This window comes from Laspinema olomoucense D3b, from assembly GCF_025370785.1.
GTDB lineage: Bacteria > Cyanobacteriota > Cyanobacteriia > Cyanobacteriales > Laspinemataceae > Laspinema > Laspinema olomoucense.
On sequence record NZ_JAMXFA010000005.1, the window covers coordinates 1 to 20,225 of the forward strand.

Genomic DNA, 20,225 nt, shown 5'->3' on the forward strand with positions numbered 1-20,225 from the left:
GTTGTTGTTGCATTCCTCCTGGTGGTGGTTGTTGTTGCATTCCTCCTGGTGGTTGTTGTTGCATTCCTCCTGGTGGTGGTTGTTGTTGCATTCCTCCTGGTGGTTGTTGTTGCATTCCTCCTGGTGGTTGTTGTTGCATTCCTCCTGGTGGTGGTTGTTGCATTCCTCCTGGTGGTGGGGGTTGAGTTCCTCCCGTTGGTGGGGGTTGAGTTCCTCCCGTTGGTGGGGGTTGAGTTCCTCCTGTTGGTGGGGGTTGAGTTCCTCCTGTGGGTGGGGGTTGAGTTCCTCCTGTTGGTGGTGGGGGTTGGATAGGTGTGGGTGGCGGTGGTGCAAAATTGGAGAGAATTGCAATATTGCCTTGAGTGCGATCGCTGGATAAGAGAATGCCGTTGAGTTGTTCAGTTCCCGTAAAAATGCCGCCTACAGTACCATTAGTTCTGGCATCCCCGACAATAAAGGGAGTATCGCTATCCCCACCATGTCGAATGACGATCGCCTCGTTGCCATTGGCATCAACCGTATAAAGACTCGTAGGAATATCCAAGTGATCGCGCAAAGTTCCGGTTGCGCGAAAAAATCCCCCAGTATTGATTTCAATCCTGCCACCCCTGCCGTTACTACCTCCCGAGGCATTAATCGCCACAACTTCAATATCTCCAGAAGAGGTGAGGGAGATATTGCCGCCACCGGAGATAATCTCACCACTTTGAATCCCAGTATTTCCAAGATTTGATGTTAAGGTGATATTGCCACCACCGGAAGAGAGAATCGCATTGCTATCAATCAACAGTCCCCCATTTCCCGATTGATTTGCCGTGAGGGTAATGTCTCCCTGATTGGTCTGAATATTACCATAGACAGCAATCCAATTTCCCGCCTCCGCAGTCAATCCGACCCCAGGGGTTTGGATGGCGATCGGGGTACTTACAGTAATGTCCTCACTTGCTTGCAGAATGACATTGGTTGTCGCATTATTAATCAAGTCTACAGCGATCGCCGTCGGTTGGCCTAAATCCGGGTCCGTAAAGGCATCAACGTCAGACAAATTAGCTGTATTTTCTGTACTGCTGACTACTTCTATATTTGTCGGGTCAAGTAAAAGAATTCCCGAATTACCATAAGGTGCGAGGGTATTGACAGTCCCTTGAAAGTCTAAAAATTCCCGTCCCGATATTTCTACAAACCCGCCATTTTGGGGACGGATAGAAGGATGAAAACCCCCTCTGGCAGTGACTTGTCCATAGAAGCGCGTGGTTTCATCGGACCAGATAATCACTCGTCCTCCATCTGCTGTAGAGGGGGAATTTGTGATTACTGCTGGATCAAAGATAGAGAGTCCATCAGCATGAATGGTTGTATTTTCACTAACAAATGTGCGGGTAGCGGTGGGAATTGTACCATTGCCTTGAAAGTCCCCGCCAATCCTGATTGTGCCACCGCCATCAATTCCGGAGGCATCGATCGCGGCATCGATGACAGCAACGCGATCGCCTACAAGGGTGATGCTTGGCAATGTAGACTGATCAGGCGTTTGGTCCCTGACATCAAGGGTTCCCGAGGCGATCGCATCCCCGATTTTGGCGTCCAGACTGATTCCTGAACCTGTGAGAGCGATCGTCCCATCGGCATTCACTTCTACCCCCGTCGCACTTTCTATGTTCCCTCCGGTTAGTAATTCTGAAAGTGAAAGGGAATCAGGCAGTGAGGCGACTTCCCCTCCCGTTAGAACTCCCTCTGTTCCCATCTGGATATCTAAACTTAACAAATGTCCGCTTTGAGAGAGGCGAACCCGATTTTGTCCGGGGATTGCAGCAAGGGTAATATTTCCTCCGGGACTAGCAAGAGTACCAGCATTGAAAACAGTTCCTCCCATTAAAACCAGTGCGTGACCCGGTTGCAATTCCATGCGGCCAAAATTAGCAATACTTCCCGGTTTCCAGGAGTCAAAAGCAAACTGCACCGGCGTTCCGACTAACTCCTGCCAATTTTGAAAACCCGTGGCAGTAAACCAGGTATTACTATCAAATCCAATTCCCGTTGCTGTAGTCGCAAAAAAATCTCCTGCTACATTTAATTGGGCATTTTGTCCAAAAAGAATTCCAGCGGGATTCATCAAAAATAAATTAGCATTCCCTCCCGAAATTTGGATTAATCCATTGATAAACGAAGCGGTCCCTCCGGTAACTCGTCCCAGAATATTTTGAAGATGAGGGGTAGCTTGAAAATTGGCAATTTCTCCAGGATTTAAACCAAACTTCTCAAAGCTATGAAACAGATTCACGCCATCTTTAGAAAAAGTCCCACCTTGAATATCATATTGATTTCCATTCCAGTGAACTTGGGTCCCCGTCCCATCCACAGCGGGGGAAATTTCTTGCGCGAGAGATAAATTAACGTCCGTCAATACCACAATGAGACTGAATAAAACCGGGTGAATTAACTTCATTGGGATTACTGGTTTAAGAGAGTTTCGAGTCAGTGGATGCTAGGAAATTTGGTCATGGGGGTTTAGAGGGGACAAGAGACTGCATCAGCGAGGAGTGGTTGCCTCAGAGGGTTAGGCGATCGCCTCAATAGGAACCCTTCAGCGGCAATCTAAGTAAAAACCCACAGGAAGAGACAGCAGGACTGATAAAATAAGGGGAAACCATTTAGGAATAGGGACCCGTGTTAGCGGCATTACTGTACGGAAAAGAAGACTTACGTTTAGAAATTGTACCGGATCCGACACCGGATGTGGGGGAAGTCGTGATTCGGGTGAAAACTGCCACGACTTGCGGAACAGATTTGAAGGTATGGCGGCGTGGGGGTCATGCCAAGATGTTGCAACTTCCCACCTTATTTGGACATGAGGCAGCAGGGGAAATTGTGGCAATTGGGGAGGGGGTTCAGGGATGGCAAATAGGCGATCGCGTGGTTGCCAATAATTCCGCCCCTTGCTTCCAGTGTTTTTTCTGCGATCGCCATGCCTATTCCCTCTGTCCTAACATTACTTGGAATAACGGAACCTTTGCGGAATACTTAAAAATTCCTGCACCAATAGTTCAAGCTAATTTACTGGCAATCCCCCCAAATATTCCCGATGAATTAGCTTCCTTAACCGAACCCTTAGCTTGTGTTTTACATGGAATAGACCGTTCACCAATTCAGCCACAAGACCGGGTTACCGTGATTGGAGATGGAGCAATTGGATTAATGTTTGTGGCAGTTTTAGCAACCCGTTGCGCCCAAGTTATATTATTCGGTGGTAATGATAATCGCTTGGAAATTGGCAGGAAAATGGGAGCATTCCAAACCTTTAATTATCATCAATTAGGGCAAACCATCCCCGAAGTGGTGAGAGGGTTCACCGATGGATGGGGTGCAGATGTTGTCATCGAAGCGACAGGAGTACCAGAAGTCTGGGAAACTGCGATCGCCTGTGGTCGTCCGGGTGCTATTATTAACTTATTCGGCGGTTGTCCAAAAGATACGACAATCACCGTAAATACTGAACGATTACATTACAGTGAACTGACCTTAAAAGGCGTATTTCATAATACCCCTTACCATGTCCGAGAAGCACTTTCTACCATTGCCAGCAGACAGATTCCCTTGGAATTGTTACTCAGCGATCGCCGGTCCCTGAAAGACTTAGAAAGAACCTTCCAGGATATGCGCGATCGCCAAGCAATTAAAGTTGCGATCGTCCCCGGTGACTAAGAAAATCATGATTAGGGGATTTTTAATTTTTTTAAAATAACCCGAATTTTAATCAACAAAAGCCGGGTTCTTTGCCAATTTTTACCTTAACAAATACTTTCCTCAAAACTCGGTTTGAGGGTAAGAAATTACCGGCTTCGATGATTTTTTTACCGAGTCTCCTGTAAAATTATCCTAAAACTAAAGCAATTAAAACAATGCTTTATCCTAAAATTATTATTCTAAATCTTAGAAACAAAAATAACAGTAAAAATTTATACCAGCAGCTATTATTATCCGGGGTAGGAGTAAATACTTACTATAAATGCGCGAGTAAATCACCCCTGCACTGTCATTAAAAACCCATAAATACCTAGAGAAAATACTCTTGACATCCTGGAAAAATAAATGTTATGACTAAAAAAGTACATCTCAAGTATCAGGAAGACAGAATGACCTCAAAATTTTGGCTTAAAGGCTTCAATGTTTCCGCTGTAGCTGGCACAACTTTGGGATTGTTGATGCCTGTATTGCCTGTCTTAGCTGTTGCTCCTTCCTCCAATATCGCCGAAGATTCTAGCTTCGCCCAGTCCGAAGAATTGATGATCGCGCAAAGCGGATGTGCAAGGGCTACCACGAGAGAACAATTCACAACAGACACCTATAATGTGTTCATTTGTGAAGATGGAAATGGAGATTATTTTTATCAAGGGATAAACCGTTCTAATGGGGATTTGATTAACGTCTATGGAGTCACCTTCACAGACAGTGGATATTATATGGCGACGACATCCGATAGCTCCGGCAACGAGTACACTTACATGGTAGGGGAATCTTTAGACGTGTACGAAAATGGCGAACTGATTTGGACTGAACCAACCTATTAAACCTGAACCTCGGGTTTAGTTATTGTGATTTATCTCTCCCTTCCAGGGGTTTTAAGTTAGAGAATTTGGTGCATCTTTACTTAATTTACAGGCTGTTCAGATGAGGATCTGAAGCTTTCGAGATTGGAGCAGAAGCTTTTCAGGGAATTCAATCGAATATCAAATTTTTATAGAGCTTATCTCAATGAACTTTTTAATTCATTGAGATAAGCTCTATACTGCATGATTTCGGACTTGCCTCACCCCCCTTGCCAAATGCCGGAATAGATACTTTGGACAGCGATCGCAATTCGATGTAAATCCTCCTTTAATAGAGGCGGCCAGTCTACCCCAGAGTTCCAGCCACTTTCAAAAAGCTGCTGACTTTCCACCGTTAAAAGATACAAAGCCCAGACCAAGTTGCGGTCTAAATTTTTGGCATCTTTCACCCCCTCAAACACAACCTTAAGTGCTAATAAAATAGCCGTAATCTGACCAGGAATTGGCGGTTTTCCCTGTTGGAGACGGCGGAGTAAATCATCAGGGTTGCGCTGAGAACTTAGGGCAGTTCCCTGATCCATTAAAAAATTGTAGGCAGTTGGGTAATCCATCGGCTTTTTTTATCGAACAAAATTAGCAGGCTCGCACAGAGTAGCATCATAACTTTAGCGCAAACCGAGAAAGGTGCGATCGCCTGCAAAGGAATAACCCGATTTGAGGCAGTGGTATCCTTAAAAAAGAAACTCAATCCAGCTATACAAAATAAACTCCCTCAAAAATCAAACTTGCCTTGAATAAGTGCCAGCAGTGGATGATTTTGGGTCTGGTAAAGATGAGTATTAGCCTTCCCTTCCAGCCGATTTTATCCCTTGAAAAAAGGGGAATTTCACCCGGGTTGCAAAAGCCCCCTAATCCCATAATATAGAACTAGAACAGAGACAGATGGGGCGCTTCAGCCCTCCTCATCCTCTCATCCTTACCCAAGGAGAATCCATGTCTTATTTATCTCAATTAGAAGCACAGATTATTCGGGAAATGAATCAAGCGCGGGCCAATCCGGGGGAATATGCTAACAAACTCGAAAGCCTGAAACAGTATTATGACGGCAGACTGTTTAAACAACCGGGAGAAACCCCGATCGCAACCCAAGAGGGCATCAGTGCTGTTGATGAAGCCATTCGGGCCCTGCGGGCAATGGATCCTAGACCCTCCTTGTGCCCCTCCCGAGGGATGTCTCAAGCGGCAGCGGATTTAGTCAAGGACCAAGGGCCACGAGGGGAAACAGGACATACCGGCAGCGATGGCAGCACCCCATTTGACCGGATGAACCGTTATGGACGCTGGCAGGGAGGGGCCGCAGAAAACATCAGTTATGGTTCCGATACCGCAGAACAAGTGGTCATGCAACTGATTATCGATGATGGGGTGAGTAGTCGCGGTCATCGGGAAAACATCTTCAACGGTGAATTTCGCTGGACTGGGGTCGCCTGTGGCCCTCATCAAACCTACCGGCAGATGTGCGCGATCGCCTATGCCAAGGGATATGAGGAACGGGAGTAACCGCAGTTACCGGGGTAATGAGACCCCATTGCCCCGGGAATAGGGACCCCTTTCAGCAGAACTTTGATTTTTGCGGCATACTTAGATATTTGTTAAAGAGACATCCCTCACCGCCGCAATTGCTGGTTTTTCCATGACGCTGACGCAAGTTTGGGGAACGTTACTGATTTTTATCCTCTGTCCAATCTTAGGGGCCTTACCCCTGATTGATTGGATCACTCGCGCCCTCACCGGCCAAAATTTGCGGCGGGTGGGAACCGGCAATATAGGGGTCTCTGCGGCCTTCTATCATGGAGGACGAGTTGCCGGTATCCTCGCGGTGATATCTGAGGCATCAAAAGGAATTTTAGCCGTATTGCTGGCAAGGCAATTTTTTCCCCAGAATCCAGAATGGGAATTAATTTCCTTGATTGCCTTGGTAATGGGTCGGTATTGGAAAGGACGAGGGGCCGGGACCACCAATGTGGTTTGGGGGTTTATCGTCTATGACCCGACTGCCTCGGGGTTGATTTTTTTGATTGGGGGCATTAGTTTTACTCTAGTGCGAGAGCGTCAGCAGGGTCGGACCTTAGTTTTGGTCCTCCTGCCGCTGATTACGGCTGCCTTGCACTCCCAGCAAGTCGAACGAATCGCCGCCGCGATCGCCCTGGGGGTAATACTCTACTGGATTTACCAAAAAATGCCTGACGATTTAGATTTGCCTGCCACCAACAGTCATGAACAATCTCAGAAGATGTTTCGCTTCTTCCGAGGCGATCGCGCCCTGGTTTCCCTAGACAAACCCCTTGATGCCGCCAAAGTCGGCGCAAAAGCTGCTACATTAGCCGCCCTCAAGCAGTCCGGCTATCCCGTTCCCCCGGGATGGGTCCTCCCGCCCGGGGATGACCCCGCCCCCTTGATTGCTCATCTCGACCCCTCCGAGGACTCTCCCCTGATTGTCCGGTCCTCCGCCATTGGTGAAGATAGCGAAACCGCCTCTGCTGCGGGTCAATATCTATCCGTTGCCAACGTTATTTCGCGCCCCAGTTTGAGTGAAGCGATTACCCGCTGCTTAACCTCCTACGATCGCCCCAATGCTGCTCAATATCGCCAGGATTCTAGCCCCCGAGTCAAATCCAGTAATAATCGTCAAAAGGCTAGAGACGCGATGGCGGTTCTGATTCAACCCCAAATTCCTGGAGTGTTTTCCGGTGTCGCCTTTAGTCGCGACCCCATCGCTGGACAAGGGGATTTTGTGGCGATCGAAGCCCTCCCCGGAGACTGTTCCCGAGTCGTCTCCGGACAAGTCACCCCAGAACGTTACCAAGTCTTTATCTCCGCTGCCGATGTCGATGGGACAGCCACCTGGAAACTCCCCGAGGACCAACAACTCCCCCTCGAAGGCACCGGGGATGTCCCCCGACGATTGCTGCAACAAGTCGCCTATCTCGTCCGCCATCTGGAAAACCACTACCACGGCATTCCCCAAGACATCGAATGGACCTACGACGGGGAATCACTCTGGCTATTACAAGCCCGCCCCATCACCACCCTGCTACCGATCTGGACCCGGAAAATCGCCGCTGAAGTCATCCCCGGGGCCATTCGTCCCCTCACTTGGTCCTTGAATCGTCCCCTCACCTGTGGCGTCTGGGGGAAACTGTTTAGCCTCGTTTTAGGCAAACGCGCCCGTCATCTGGATTTTCTGCAAACTGCTACCCTGCATTTTTCTCATGCCTACTTCAACGCCTCCTTACTGGGGGAAATCTTTCTGCGCATGGGGTTACCCCCAGAAAGTCTGGAATTTCTCACCCGGGGTGCGCCCTTCAGCAAACCGCCCTTAACTTCTACCCTGATCTCCCTGCCCGGATTACTGCGGTTGCTGCGGCGAGAAATCCGACTAGGATTTAATTTTGATGACCTAGAACAGAGGCGTTTGGCCCCCGCCTTAGCTGCATTGGAGTCCCAGAAAGCCCTTTCTATTTCTGATGACAATGGACCGGGATCGGGTGGTTCTTCCTTAACTCCTCAATCCCTAGTGCAACGGATTGATGAGATTTTGGAGTTGTTAGAAACGGTCACTTATTACAATATTTTGTCCCCCCTGAGTTTTGCTTTGAGAAAAGGAATGCTCAAAGTCGGCGATCGCGAACTGGATTATGGGAAAACTCCCGAAATCTCCGCAGTCCAGGCCCTCCAAGAAATTGCTAATGCCGCCCTCTTGGTCCTGCCGGACTTGGATGAAATTAGCCTTCCGGGAGATAAAACGGGCGATTGTTCTCAACTGTTTGCCGTCCTCGCCGAAATGCCCGAAGGACAAGCAATTTTTGACCAATTCGATGAATTTCTCAACCGCTACGGCTATTTGAGTGATGTTGCCACGGATATCGCCGTTCCCACTTGGAAAGAAGACCCTCGACCCGTGCGCCAACTCTTTACTCAGCAGTTGTTTCAACCTGTTCCTCTGGCAAACAAACCCAAATCCCAACGCCTCAAAGCCCAAATTGTTCAAAGTCGTCTTGACTTAAAGGGTCGAGTGGCGGTGATTTATAACAAGTTATTGGCCCATTTGCGCTGGAGTTTTTTAGTCTTGGAACAGCAGTTTATAGAAATGGAAATAATTGCTCAAGCTGGGGATATTTTCTTTTTAGAGTTTGGAGAAATTCGGCAATTAATAGAAGGTTATAATCGGGAATTAAGACCGCGTTTGCAGGAATTAATTGCGCAGCGGCGCGATGCCTTTGCACGGAACAAAAAGCTGGAATCAGTGCCTGCTGTGGTGTATGGAAATACCCCTGCCCTGCCCACTACGGTAACCCGCACCGCAGTGGATATGTCTCAAGGATTGCGGGGGATTGGTGCGAGTACGGGGGTTGTGGAAGGTCGTGTAAAAGTGCTTCGCAATTTACAAGAAATCAGCCCGATTGATAAGGAGACGATTCTAGTTGTTTCCTACACGGATGCCGGTTGGTCGGCAGTATTAGCCCGCGCTGGGGGGTTGATTTCGGAGGTGGGAGGTCAACTCTCCCACGGGGCGATCGTTGCTCGCGAGTACGGAATTCCTGCGGTTATGGATGTCACTGATGCCACCTCTCGCCTCCAAGATGGTCAACGGGTTCGGATTGATGGTGCCCAAGGTACGGTAATGATTGTGGGGGATGAATCACCGAGAGGATGATAGGCTGAATTGAAGAGAACGACAGCAAGTCGTTACTACAAACATCCTCCCCATCCTCCCCATCCTCCCCATCCTCCCCATCTCCCCATCCCCCCCATCCTCCCCTTACTCCCCTCCTTTGAACATTTTTCCCATAAAATTAACCCACACCTGACGGGGAAAAAAGCGGGGGAGATTAACAATGATGTGAGCTTTAAAAGTCCCGGTTACTACAACTAGCTGATTTTTTTCAAGGCCGCGTAAGGAGTCTTGAACCACTTTTTCGGGGGGGATAATGGTAACTTTTTGATTGTTGTTCATGGTCTGGGGAAACGCCGCTTGTTGGAAAAAGTTACTTTGAGTTGGACCGGGACAAAGGGCTTGAATGCGGAGGTTGAATTCGAGATTTTCGGCCCAGAGTGCTTCGCTAAAACTGAGGACAAATGCTTTAGAAGCGGCATAAACGGACATATAGGGCAGGGGTTGAAATCCGGCAATAGATGCAACATTAATGATGCTGCCCGATCGCCGCTGTTGCATGGAGGGTAAGATACAATGGGTCAGTTCCACGAGGGCTGCTATATTGAGGTGAATCATCTCTAATTGGCGACTGCGACTCCGACTGGCAAAGGGTCCGTAGTCTCCACATCCCGCATTATTAATCAGTAAATCAACAGTCAAACCTCGGTCTTTAACGGTTTGATAAACCTGGGTAGCGGCCTGGGGTTGTCCGAGGTCTTGTACAATGACTTCAACTTGAATGGGATACTGGTTTCGGAGTTGTTGGGCGAGGGTATTGAGTTGCTCTTGCGATCGCGCCACGAGAATCAAATGGTAATGACGACGAGCCAGTTCTCGGGCAAATGCAGCACCAATTCCAGAAGATGCTCCCGTAATTAAAGCAGTTTCCATGCTCATCCCTCGGATTTACTAAACGTTAAGTACACTGCTGAATTAAAGCCACCAGAGCAACCGCATTATAAACCTTGGTTTGTGTCTGTGCCGATCGCCCAGATGCCTAGGACGCAGGGAAGGCGATCGCCCTCACCCCAGTCAACGGATCCCCGAGGCCCTAGCTAAAGATGCGGCTTGCCCAGTCAAAGTCACGCCACCACGAGCGGATCCTGCTACTCTTAAACTATCCCTGCTCCAGATTCAAAACGGCTAAACTCGCTAACTGCCATCCCCGGAATGCGAGAGTATCAGTCTGCTTCAAGGTAGCTGAAACCCCCACAATTGAGGATAATAGAGCAGAAGCCGATGCTGACCTCCCCAGGAGCGATCGCGCAGATTTATTCCCCCCTGGCGATTTCCAATCCCAAGGATTAGCCAATTCACTCTAACTCGATTCAACGGAGGAATCATCCCTAATTCCACAACAATCTGAACCCGTTTACTGCTGATTGGTTCAATTTGGGCAAAGCAGTCTTCTGAACCTGCCACCGATCTCTATCCATTCAGTCTTTGAGCTGCAAGACTATGACCAGGCAGAATGCCAAAGCCACCAGTACCAACATGACCTGGACACAACACCCGATTACCGTCTTGCTCATTGACGATCAACCGATCATTGGTGAGGCAGTCAGTCGGATGCTGGTAGATGAAGAAGATATTATTTTTCACTACTGCCAGGACCCTCTTGATGGCGTTCGACAAGCCACCGAAATTTCCCCGACGGTAATTTTGCAAGATTTAGTCATGCCGGATGTGGACGGGCTATTATTACTGCGGTTTTTTCGCGCCAATGCCGCCACCCGTGACATTCCGATGATTGTACTGTCAGTGAAAGAAGAAGCCAAGCTCAAAGCCGAAGCGTTTGCTGCCGGTGCCAATGACTATTTAGTGAAACTGCCCGACCCCATCGAACTACTGGCCCGAATTCGCTACCATTCTCAAGCTTATATTAATCGTCTACAACGGGATGAGGCGTATCAGGCACTGCAAGAAAGCGAACTGCGCCTGCGCGGAGTGTTGGAAAATATGCCGGTGATGTTGACAGCCTTTGATGCCGAGGGAAATATTATCGTCTGGAACCGTGAGTGTGAAAGAGTAACGGGCTATTCTGCTACGGAAATTATTGGCAATCCCCAGGCTAAACATCTTTTCTCGGATCACTCCTTGCCCAGTGGGAGATCTCCAGAGTTGAGTGCATCCTCTACCTCGCCAATTGTCACCCCGGTGTCGTCGGTGAATACCCTCCGCGATTCCATTATTGAAGAAGTGAATAAAGCGCGGAATCATGGCCGCGCCCGGGAATGGCAAATCACCTGCAAAGATGGGGTGATCAAGACTGTAGCTTGGTCTAATATTAGCTCCCGCTTCCCGATCGCGAGTTGGGCTGGATGGGGAATTGGCATTGATATTACTGAGCGCAAACACGCAGAACTCGCTCAAGAACAAGAATATCAGCAACTCCGGCAATTTATTAAAAATGCCCCGATCGCAATGGCGATGTTCGATACAGAAATGCGCTTTCTGGCCTATAGCAACCAATGGCTCACCGATCATAATTTGCTCTCACAAAGTCTTTTGGGTTGCAGCTACTATGACATCTTTCCCGATATGAAAGAAGATTGGAAAGAAATCCACCAACAAGGATTACAAGGAAAATTTATTTCCCGCACGGAAGATAAGTGGGAGCGAGCTGATGGCTCGGTGTTATACTTCCGATGGGCAGTTCAGCCTTGGTACGTCAATCCCATCAATGGCACAGAAGATGGGGAGGCGATCGGGGGTCTAATTATGGTGGCCGATCGCGTGGATGAATTGATCCAAACCCGCGAAGCTGCCCTAGAAGCGGCTCATGCAAAATCCCAATTTTTGGCTAATATGAGTCATGAAATCCGCACCCCCATGCATGGCGTCCTGGGGATGGCGGGTTTGATGCTGCATACCTCACTCACCCCTAAACAACGGGAATATGTGGAAACCATTCGGATTTCGGCCAAACATTTACTCGGACTTATTAATGATATTTTAGATTTTTCTAAGCTGGAAGCCGGTGAAATGCAATTAGAAAATTTAGATTTTAACTTATATGAATGCCTCCAAGATGTCATCAATTTATTTAAACCTCAAGCCCAAGACAAAGGTATCATCTTAAACCTACATTTTGCCGAAAATCTGCCCCGGTTTGTGCGAGGTGACCCTAGCCGTTTGCGCCAAATTTTACTCAATTTAGTCAGCAATGCGATTAAATTCACCCCCTCGGGTTCTATTTCCCTAGAAGCTAAACTAGAGGGGAAAAGCAACCGCAAGACGCGCGTTGATTTTCGAGTCATTGATACGGGAATTGGAATTCCCTCAGAAGCCCAGGCGAAACTGTTTCAATCTTTCTCCCAAGTCGATCCTTCCACCAGCCGTCAGTATGGCGGAACGGGCTTAGGACTGGCGATTTGTGAACAGTTAGTCTCGATTATGCAGGGGGAAATTGGCGTAACCAGTGACGTGAATCAGGGTTCAACCTTTTGGTTTACCTTGCCATTTCAGACCGCCAATGGTGAGGGGGAAACTCAAGGGGAATCTCCAGGAGGAAGAGAGTGGGATTCCTTAGAAAAAAGGGGCGATCGCTCTTTGTCTGTGGGAAAAAAAGACCTCAAAATTTTGGTGGTAGAAGATCACTTAATCAATCAAACCGTTATACTTTCCCAGCTTGAAACCCTCGGTTACCAGGCAGACTGTGTGGCGAATGGTCTCGAAGCACTCAAGTGTCTGGAAGTTCAAGATTATGATATTGTCTTGATGGATTGTCAGATGCCCTTGATGGATGGTTATACCGCTACTCAAGAATTACGTCGCCGTGAGGGAAATAAAAATCGCACCGTTGTCATTGCCTTGACTGCCCATGCCATGAAAGCCGATCGCGACAAATGTTTGGCTTCGGGTATGGATGACTATTTGAGCAAACCCGTGGATGAAGAGGATTTAGCCCGAATTGTTCAGCGATGGGCACAGAAAATTCCTTTGAGTCATAGTAGTCATTCCCTAGGGACAGGGAAGGGAATAGACCACTCTTATGGGGCGACGGACTCAGAATTTGCGGAATCGGGTTCGGTGATCCCTGTGAATCCGATCTATCCCTCCACCGGAAATGGTCATCATTCTGGACGATCCTCCCCGGATTTGACCCTCCCCATCGATCGCGAACGCCTCGAAAAAATATCTCGGGGTAAAATCTCCGTCAAACGGCAACTCCTGCAAATGTTTCTGGAAACAGCTTCCCAAGATTTACAGCCTTTAGAACGGGCGATCGCCTCCCAAGACTATTCTCAGGTGAAGCATTTTGCCCACCGTCTCAAAGGTTCTGCCGCAAATATGGGGGTTCCCATTCTCTCCGATCGCGCCAAGGAACTGGAAGAAATGGCCTGCCAACGACGTCTGGAAGGTTCCACTGAACTTTTAGACTCGTTTCGCGAACTTCTCGAAGCGGTGGATGTATTTATTGAAACCGAACTGACTTGATGATTTCCTTTCCCCAGGAAAAATTTCCCCTTTTTAGTTTAGGCAGTCGCCCACTGTTCTATCCCAGAATTTGGCGAGTCCCGGTTCTCCCGTGGTAAGGGAATGGTTGCCGACTCTGATTCCCCCTCTCCCCCATCCGCAGTTGCATCCAGATGCAAAGGGAGTACGATTTTAAACTCCGTTCCCTCTCCCAAAGTTGAGTTACAGGTAAACAACCCTTTATGCTTCTCGACAATAATTTGATAGCTAATTGACAATCCCAGTCCCGTCCCTTTGCCCATCGGTTTTGTGGTGAAAAAGGGTTCAAACAGGCGCTCTCGGATCTCTGGGGGTATTCCCTGACCATTATCGGTGATTTGGATGACTAGGGAATCATTCTGGATCTCAGTGTGAATACAAATCGTGGGAACCCTAGGGGCTAGACTCACTTCCGGCGATCGCCCCGAGGTGTCCCCCCTTTCCGATGCCGGAGAATTCCCCGTTTCCAACGCATCGATCGCATTCCCAATCAGATTAATAAAGACTTGATTGAGTTGTCCAATACAGCATTCTATTTCCGGTAAGTTCCCATAATCCTTGACCACTTGAATTTTATTCGCTTTTAGCCGATGTTGTAAAATAACTAAACTACTATCAATCCCCTCATGAATATCCACTTGAATTCGCCGCCCCTGGTCCATCCGGGAGAAGTTCCTCATATCGTTGGAAATTTCTTGGATGCGATCGACCCCCACTTTCAAGGACGACATCAAATTCGGTAAATCCTCCCGAATAAACTCCCAGTCTATCTCCTGAATAAACGCTTTCACCTCGGGACTCGGGTCCGGATTTGACCCTTGGTAAAGTTCCAGCAGCGCTAACAAATCCTCAGTATATTGGCGGGCATGAGTAATATTCCCAGCAATAAACTGAAGGGGATTATTGATTTCATGGGCAATCCCAGCAACCAATTGCCCCAGGGCCGACATTTTTTCTGCATGAATCAGTTGAGCTTGGGTATTCTGAAGGCTTTCTACCGTTTGCCGCAGTTCTTTCGTGCGTTCCTCTACTCGCTGTTCTAAACTTTCATGGAGCAATTGTAGTTCCTCATAGGCTTCCTGCTGTTTTAAAAAATTAATATAAGCCTTGGAGTGATAGCGGATCCGGGCAATCAACTCGATGGGGTCCGGAAATTTGATTAAGTAGTCACTTGCACCGGCAGCAAATGCTTCTCCCTTCAGACTAACTTGTTCCTCCGTGGAGAGAACCAGGACCGGAATTTCCCGAGTTTTAGGATTAGCCCTCAAAAATCGGAGTAACATTAATCCATCAATTTCGGGCATAACTAAATCCAGTAAAATTACCGTCGGTGCACATTCGAGTGCCATTGGAATCGCACGAACTGGATTGCTACAGTAAAAAAACTCCATGTCTTTTTCTGACCCAATTTTTCGTTTTAAAACCTCTCCAACCAAGGGGCGGTCATCTATCAGCAAAATTCTAATTGGGTAGGTTTTGGGGGAAAACCATCCGGTTATTTCCTGGGAATACAAATGGTTGCCTGATGATTCTTTCATGGTTGTTGTCCCGGATTTCATGATCGACATGAGTCATTCAAATATTTTTGTAAATTACCGTGATTTCACTGAATTCACAGAAGTGATCTCGGGGCTAAGTCGGATTTATTTCTCTTTTTAGTTTTTTAAGCCGATTAAAAAGCCTATCAAAGTAAATTGACCTATCTAGGTTGAAAAAAGATGCTTTTAAACCCTTTCTTCTCAAATATATCAAAAAAAACCCCAGGGGTCTATAAATTTTGTGGGCATGAGTAATGACGTCCGGTAAAAATGAGTAACACTTTGACCCGGAAATGAGGATTTATGTGAGGTTTTTATTTATCATAAAAATCCCTTATTGTCAAGTTGGGAGTTTAACCAACCTCGCCCAGTTTTTTAAGTTGTGCACATCTAGTTTGCTAGAAATAGGGGAAATTAATTTAAGAGGGGAAACCTTTCCCTTGGTTCCAGAAAGTGAGTTAAATGGATGAAGCAAGGCATCACAATTCCTAAGAAACGGAAAAAAGGCGATCGCCTTCGCCCTCAACAAGCGGGATAAATCGATTATCTCGGTCCGCTAGACTTGACCCCCGAAGACTCTAAAGGAAGTCCCCCTCCTCAAATTAAACCTTCCATTGCTCTGAGGATCAGGCCCTGCCTGGTCCTTAAGGTCCAGTACAAGGTCCCGGACTGATCTACCCTTCTAATCTTCTTTAGTCTAACATTTCGATGGGTTAGCGCCTTACAAATGGGTCAGATCACAAAATTAAGCACTCTATTAGCAATTTTATAGAAGAGGGAGCATTTTGCTCCCGGTATTTTGCTCTATTGTCCGCTTCTGGCAAGACTGTCCATAGATAAAAAGTTGACAGTTCCCATCGCTCCGATCCCCTGGTAAAGAAAGAGAAAAAAAGCTTCCATTTGGGCCAAAAAATCTGTAACAATTAGCACGTTTTTCGGGTTAAAAAACCCAGCAACAACCCCATTGCTGGAATACTGTCCTGCGGTTTTAGAGCAGCGGTACAGTATGAATAGAGGGAAAAGAAGAAATCCGGTTTACCTACCCGAAAACCGTGCTAATTATCAGTATCTTTGTTAACAAACTGCATGGTCTTTTCCCGATTGTGCCGACCCCGGAGAAAGGAGCCGCATCCCATCAGAGTCGGGTGGGGCATTCCCCACCCTCTGATTGACTTACAACGGGGTGCCACATTCACTACAACACTTGTGGCTGGAGGGGTTGAGATGACCGCAGGCGGAACAGGTGAGTCCATTTACGGGGGCGGATTCATCTAAGTGAGGGTGTAATCCCAGCATCCGATCATTGCCGGTACCGGGGACTACCATTGGATAGCAGTCTTCGTTGCGGGTGACGCGGATATCCAAGAGCATGGCTCCATCATGGGCGAGGAGTTGAGCGATCGCCCCGGGGAGTTCTTCGCGCGATCGCACCGCTAAACTCTTGATGCCATAGATTTCGGCTAACTTGGCAAAATCCGGTGTTCCTTTCTCCAAATTCGTTGCTTCATAGCGATCGCCATAGAACAAATGTTGCCACTGGCGGACCATGCCTAACCAGCCATTATTCAAAATCGCAATTTTCACCTTGATGCCATACTGGGCGATCGTACCAAGTTCCTGGATATTCATCTGGAAACTGCCATCGCCGCTAATACAAATCACCTCTTCATCAGGCAGGGCTTTTTTCACCCCAACTGCTGCCGGTAATCCATACCCCATCGTCCCTAAACCGCCACTAGAAATCCAGCGACGCGGCCCATTTTTCAGGAACTGGGCAGACCACATTTGATGCTGACCCACATCGGTAGTATAATAAGCCGTTGGTGCATGACGCCCAATTTCCGAGATCACTTCTTGGGGAGATAGACCCTCTGCGGGACGAGGAATTTCTAGGGGATATTCGTGACGCCATTGTTCGAGGCGATCGCGCCAGGGTTTGGTTTGTGCTTCCTCAACCCCATTGCCTAATTCCCGATTGCGGTGCAGTAAATCAATGAGTACCTGTCGCACATCTCCCACAATCGGCACATCGGGTTTGCGGTTTTTCCCCACTTCAGCCGGATCGATATCAATGTGAATCACCTTCGCATTGCGGGCAAAATCCTCTAACTTACCCGTCACGCGATCGTCAAACCGGGCACCAACGGCAATCAATAAATCACAATCGCTCACGGCAAAATTGGCGTAGGCGGTGCCATGCATCCCTAACATTCCTAAAGACAGGGAGTGATGCTCATCAAATGACCCTTTGCCCATCAGCGTAGTACAGACGGGCAGATGGAAATGTTCCGCGAGTTCTAAAATTTCCGCATGAGCACCGGAGGCGATCGCCCCGCCGCCGACATAGAGTAAAGGACGTTCTGCCTCCCGAACCAAACTCAAGGCGCGATCGATTTGCCGGTTGTTGCCTTTCACCGTAGGACGGTATCCTGTCAAACTGATATTCCCCGGTTGTACCGGAGTATAGTCAAACTCCTGAGAACCTACATCTTTAGGAACATCAATCAAAACCGGGCCAGGTCTCCCCGTACTCGCCAGATAAAACGCTTCTGCAATAATTTGTGCCATATCTTTGGGATCGCGCACTACATAAGAGTGTTTGACAATCGGTAACGTGATCCCGAAAATATCGATCTCTTGAAACGCATCACTGCCGATCGCCGCCCGAGGCACTTGCCCGGTAATCGCCACCATTGGCACGGAATCTAAATAAGCCGTCGCGATCCCCGTCACGAGATTCGTAGCACCGGGTCCGGAGGTTGCCAAACAGACCCCCACCTTGCCCGTAGCCCGAGCATATCCATCGGCGGCATGAGCCGCACCTTGTTCATGTCGGACCAAAATATGCTGTATTTCTCCAGCAGCTTCCGCCTTATACAGTTCATCGTAAATCGGCAGGTTCGCGCCACCTGGATACCCAAAAATATGCTTGACACCGTGACGTTTCAAACTATCAATTAAGGCAAAAGCGCCGGATACGCGCTTGACTTCTACACTGGTTGCTTGCACGGGATACCTCTGCTGTCTTTTGCTACTTCGGGATTGTTTTTCTCAGAATTTTTGTACTAATTCCTACATTTTTACTGCACGAATCCCGGTTTTCTGTGCTTGGGAAAAAACGATAAACGCTCTCAAGCGTGCAGTTCTGTTCGCTACAACACGCTTCTCACCTGGAAGGGGCGATCGCAGTTTATTTTTCCGCCCTATCCCCAACTCAGGTAACCTTTATTCATCAATTACAATCATGCCCTAAATTTTAGAATAAAGGGTTAATCTTGATATTTATTTAACAACTGGAGGAGAAATGGCCAAGAATTCTCAGTGTAGTCTTGATGACAAAGAGGCTTAAAATCCGTCCCCAACCTAATTCCCGTCTCTTCCCCAAAACATCAACCCTTCAGCTTGGGGGTACAGCCTCCATTAGAAACCCGGTTTCTGGCAGATCATTTTGCCATCAGCCACCCATTTAGGCAAAAAACCCAGTTTCTGGTCCCTGCAATAGGTTAGAAACCGGGTTTCTGGCGGATAATTTTGCCATCAGTTACCTATATTTCGCTCACAAAGCCCGATGCTGGTCCTTAACCGGGCCTTGTGAACCGAGCCGGATGGGGCCTCAACCTTTTGGGGAAGGACCCTGATGATTCTTGCTACTTATCCACAGGAGTCACAAATAACTGACAACTTCTTTCCGTGGGTTTGTTCACCTCACTCAACCGAGAGGTGACAAAGCGATCGAGCCAACGTTCCAGATAGACTCGGTTTGCTTGCTGTTGTGCTGGTTCCTTCGTGTCTAAGGGATAAGGTGCCAGACCCTGAATCGCTGCGGTGGTAACGCAAAACATGGATTTTTGAAAACTTTGGCAAATTTGCACCCGCAAATCATCTTCTCCCCGGCAACTATTGCGATACACCTCATGCAAATAGTCTGGGAGATAGTGCCGCATATCTTGCATCAACAAGGTGGGAGGAATTCCCGCTGCACCTGTGGGTAAGGGGTCTGCATAAAGCGCGCCATAACTAAACTGCTCTTGAAACTCGGGAATTTGATGCGCTTGAGCATTGTAAGAAATCGTCCCCGGAAACGGAGTGCCTCGGAAAAATACCGCCTCGACATAAGGCACCGCTGTGTCCATTAGAAAGGTTAATCCTGCTTCTTTCGGCAGAATATCGTAGACTTTATCCCCTATTTTTACTGAATAAGTAATGGGGGTATTTGCATCAGCGACTAATCCCTTCAGGATATGATTGACCACTTCAGGAATTGATGTAATTTCTCCGGCATCATAGCCATCGCTCAGGGAGATAAACATATCGCTCATGATCCGCCAAAACTGGCCCAATGCGCTGTAATAAGCAAGCTGGCGCACTTGTTCTAACAAAAAATCGGGAAAGAGCTGGTTTATGCCCAAAATAAACGGATTAAATTTTAATTTAGCCTGAATTGCTGCTTCCGCGAGTTTCTGAAATTCCGGACTATCCACATACTTATCTAACCCGCCGCCCCCATGCCAGAACATTGCTTTCATGCAATATTCGGCATATTCAAAATTAATGCGATCGTGGAACCAATGTTTCCATAATTTAGGGAAAGAAAATTCTCCGTTAAAATATTTAAAGAACGGGAATAACACCAAAAATTGATTTTCCGCAATATAAATTAAATTGCGGGAATAGGCATCTAAAATAATGCCATAGCTTTTGAGGATGCCCACCACTTCTACCATGTTTTCTGGGGAATCGGGAAGCAAGTCACCCCCAGCTTCTAGGCGTTCGATATATTCAATTAAAGGATGGGTAGAATTTTTTATTTTTGATAGGGTCATTTTCTGTAATCTCCTGAATCAATAGCAAAGGGAAATTATTGAATAGGGTAGAATTTTAATGGTGGTTTCTTCTATCATGGTACGCCAACTGAGGGGAAACCCTAGGGGGGTGAAGTTAAAACCGACGGCAGGGGTAGACAGC

General features: G+C 47.6%; 12 protein-coding genes. 5 read left to right on the forward strand and 7 right to left on the reverse strand.

All coding sequences use genetic code 11. The features are described from left to right. The coding region (locus tag NG792_RS04600; RefSeq protein WP_261234700.1) for a filamentous hemagglutinin N-terminal domain-containing protein at nucleotides 1-2,446 on the reverse strand (2,446 nt) is incomplete at its 3' end. Between the two features lie 221 nt (nucleotides 2,447-2,667). On the opposite strand from NG792_RS04600, the gene NG792_RS04605 reads away from it, so the two are divergent. Further along, nucleotides 2,668-3,702, forward strand: a complete 1,035-nt coding sequence (locus tag NG792_RS04605) for a zinc-dependent alcohol dehydrogenase (protein ID WP_261234701.1) — start codon at nucleotides 2,668-2,670, stop codon at nucleotides 3,700-3,702. Nucleotides 3,703-4,133: 431 nt separating this feature from the next. Further along, nucleotides 4,134-4,568 carry a hypothetical protein gene (locus tag NG792_RS04610; protein WP_261234702.1) on the forward strand — a complete coding sequence of 145 codons (435 nt, stop codon included), beginning with the start codon at nucleotides 4,134-4,136 and terminating at the stop codon, nucleotides 4,566-4,568. Nucleotides 4,569-4,807: 239 nt separating this feature from the next. Here NG792_RS04610 and NG792_RS04615 read toward each other — a convergent pair whose 3' ends face one another. Beyond that, nucleotides 4,808-5,158 carry a Dethiobiotin synthetase gene (locus NG792_RS04615; RefSeq protein WP_261197321.1) on the reverse strand — a complete coding sequence of 117 codons (351 nt, stop codon included), beginning with the start codon at nucleotides 5,156-5,158 and terminating at the stop codon, nucleotides 4,808-4,810. Nucleotides 5,159-5,540: 382 nt separating this feature from the next. Between NG792_RS04615 and NG792_RS04620 the strand changes: the two genes are divergently transcribed. Then, nucleotides 5,541-6,107: a CAP domain-containing protein gene (locus NG792_RS04620; protein WP_261234703.1), complete on the forward strand. Its 567-nt coding sequence runs from the start codon at nucleotides 5,541-5,543 to the stop codon at nucleotides 6,105-6,107. 133 nt (nucleotides 6,108-6,240) lie between these two features. Beyond that, entirely contained in the window at nucleotides 6,241-9,264 is a 3,024-nt protein-coding gene (locus NG792_RS04625; protein WP_261234704.1) for a glycerol-3-phosphate acyltransferase, read from the forward strand. Between the two features lie 105 nt (nucleotides 9,265-9,369). Here the strand turns inward: NG792_RS04625 and NG792_RS04630 are convergent, their stop codons facing one another. Together NG792_RS04630 and NG792_RS04635 are read right to left on the reverse strand one after the other, a co-directional pair. Continuing rightward, nucleotides 9,370-10,155: an SDR family NAD(P)-dependent oxidoreductase gene (locus NG792_RS04630; protein ID WP_261197324.1), complete on the reverse strand. Its 786-nt coding sequence runs from the start codon at nucleotides 10,153-10,155 to the stop codon at nucleotides 9,370-9,372. A gap of 300 nt (nucleotides 10,156-10,455) precedes the next feature. Further along, the gene (locus tag NG792_RS04635) at nucleotides 10,456-10,686 is read right to left on the reverse strand and encodes a hypothetical protein (RefSeq protein ID WP_261197325.1); all 231 of its coding nucleotides are present in this window, start codon (nucleotides 10,684-10,686) and stop codon (nucleotides 10,456-10,458) included. 36 nt (nucleotides 10,687-10,722) lie between these two features. Here NG792_RS04635 and NG792_RS28930 point away from each other — a divergent pair, with 36 nt between their 5' ends. Then, nucleotides 10,723-13,704, forward strand: a complete 2,982-nt coding sequence (locus NG792_RS28930; RefSeq protein ID WP_317618921.1) for a response regulator — start codon at nucleotides 10,723-10,725, stop codon at nucleotides 13,702-13,704. Nucleotides 13,705-13,742: 38 nt separating this feature from the next. Here NG792_RS28930 and NG792_RS04650 read toward each other — a convergent pair whose 3' ends face one another. The 3 genes from NG792_RS04650 to NG792_RS04660 form a co-directional block, all read right to left on the reverse strand. Then, nucleotides 13,743-15,260 (reverse strand): ATP-binding protein, encoded by a 1,518-nt coding sequence (locus tag NG792_RS04650; RefSeq protein ID WP_261234705.1) that lies wholly within the window; start codon nucleotides 15,258-15,260, stop codon nucleotides 13,743-13,745. A gap of 1,173 nt (nucleotides 15,261-16,433) precedes the next feature. Next, on the reverse strand, nucleotides 16,434-18,269 hold the full coding sequence (gene ilvB / locus NG792_RS04655) for a biosynthetic-type acetolactate synthase large subunit (protein WP_261234706.1): 1,836 nt from the start codon (nucleotides 18,267-18,269) through the stop codon (nucleotides 16,434-16,436). A gap of 638 nt (nucleotides 18,270-18,907) precedes the next feature. Next, on the reverse strand, nucleotides 18,908-20,083 hold the full coding sequence (locus tag NG792_RS04660) for a CO2 hydration protein (RefSeq protein ID WP_261234707.1): 1,176 nt from the start codon (nucleotides 20,081-20,083) through the stop codon (nucleotides 18,908-18,910). Between the last annotated feature and the right edge of the window lie 142 nt (nucleotides 20,084-20,225).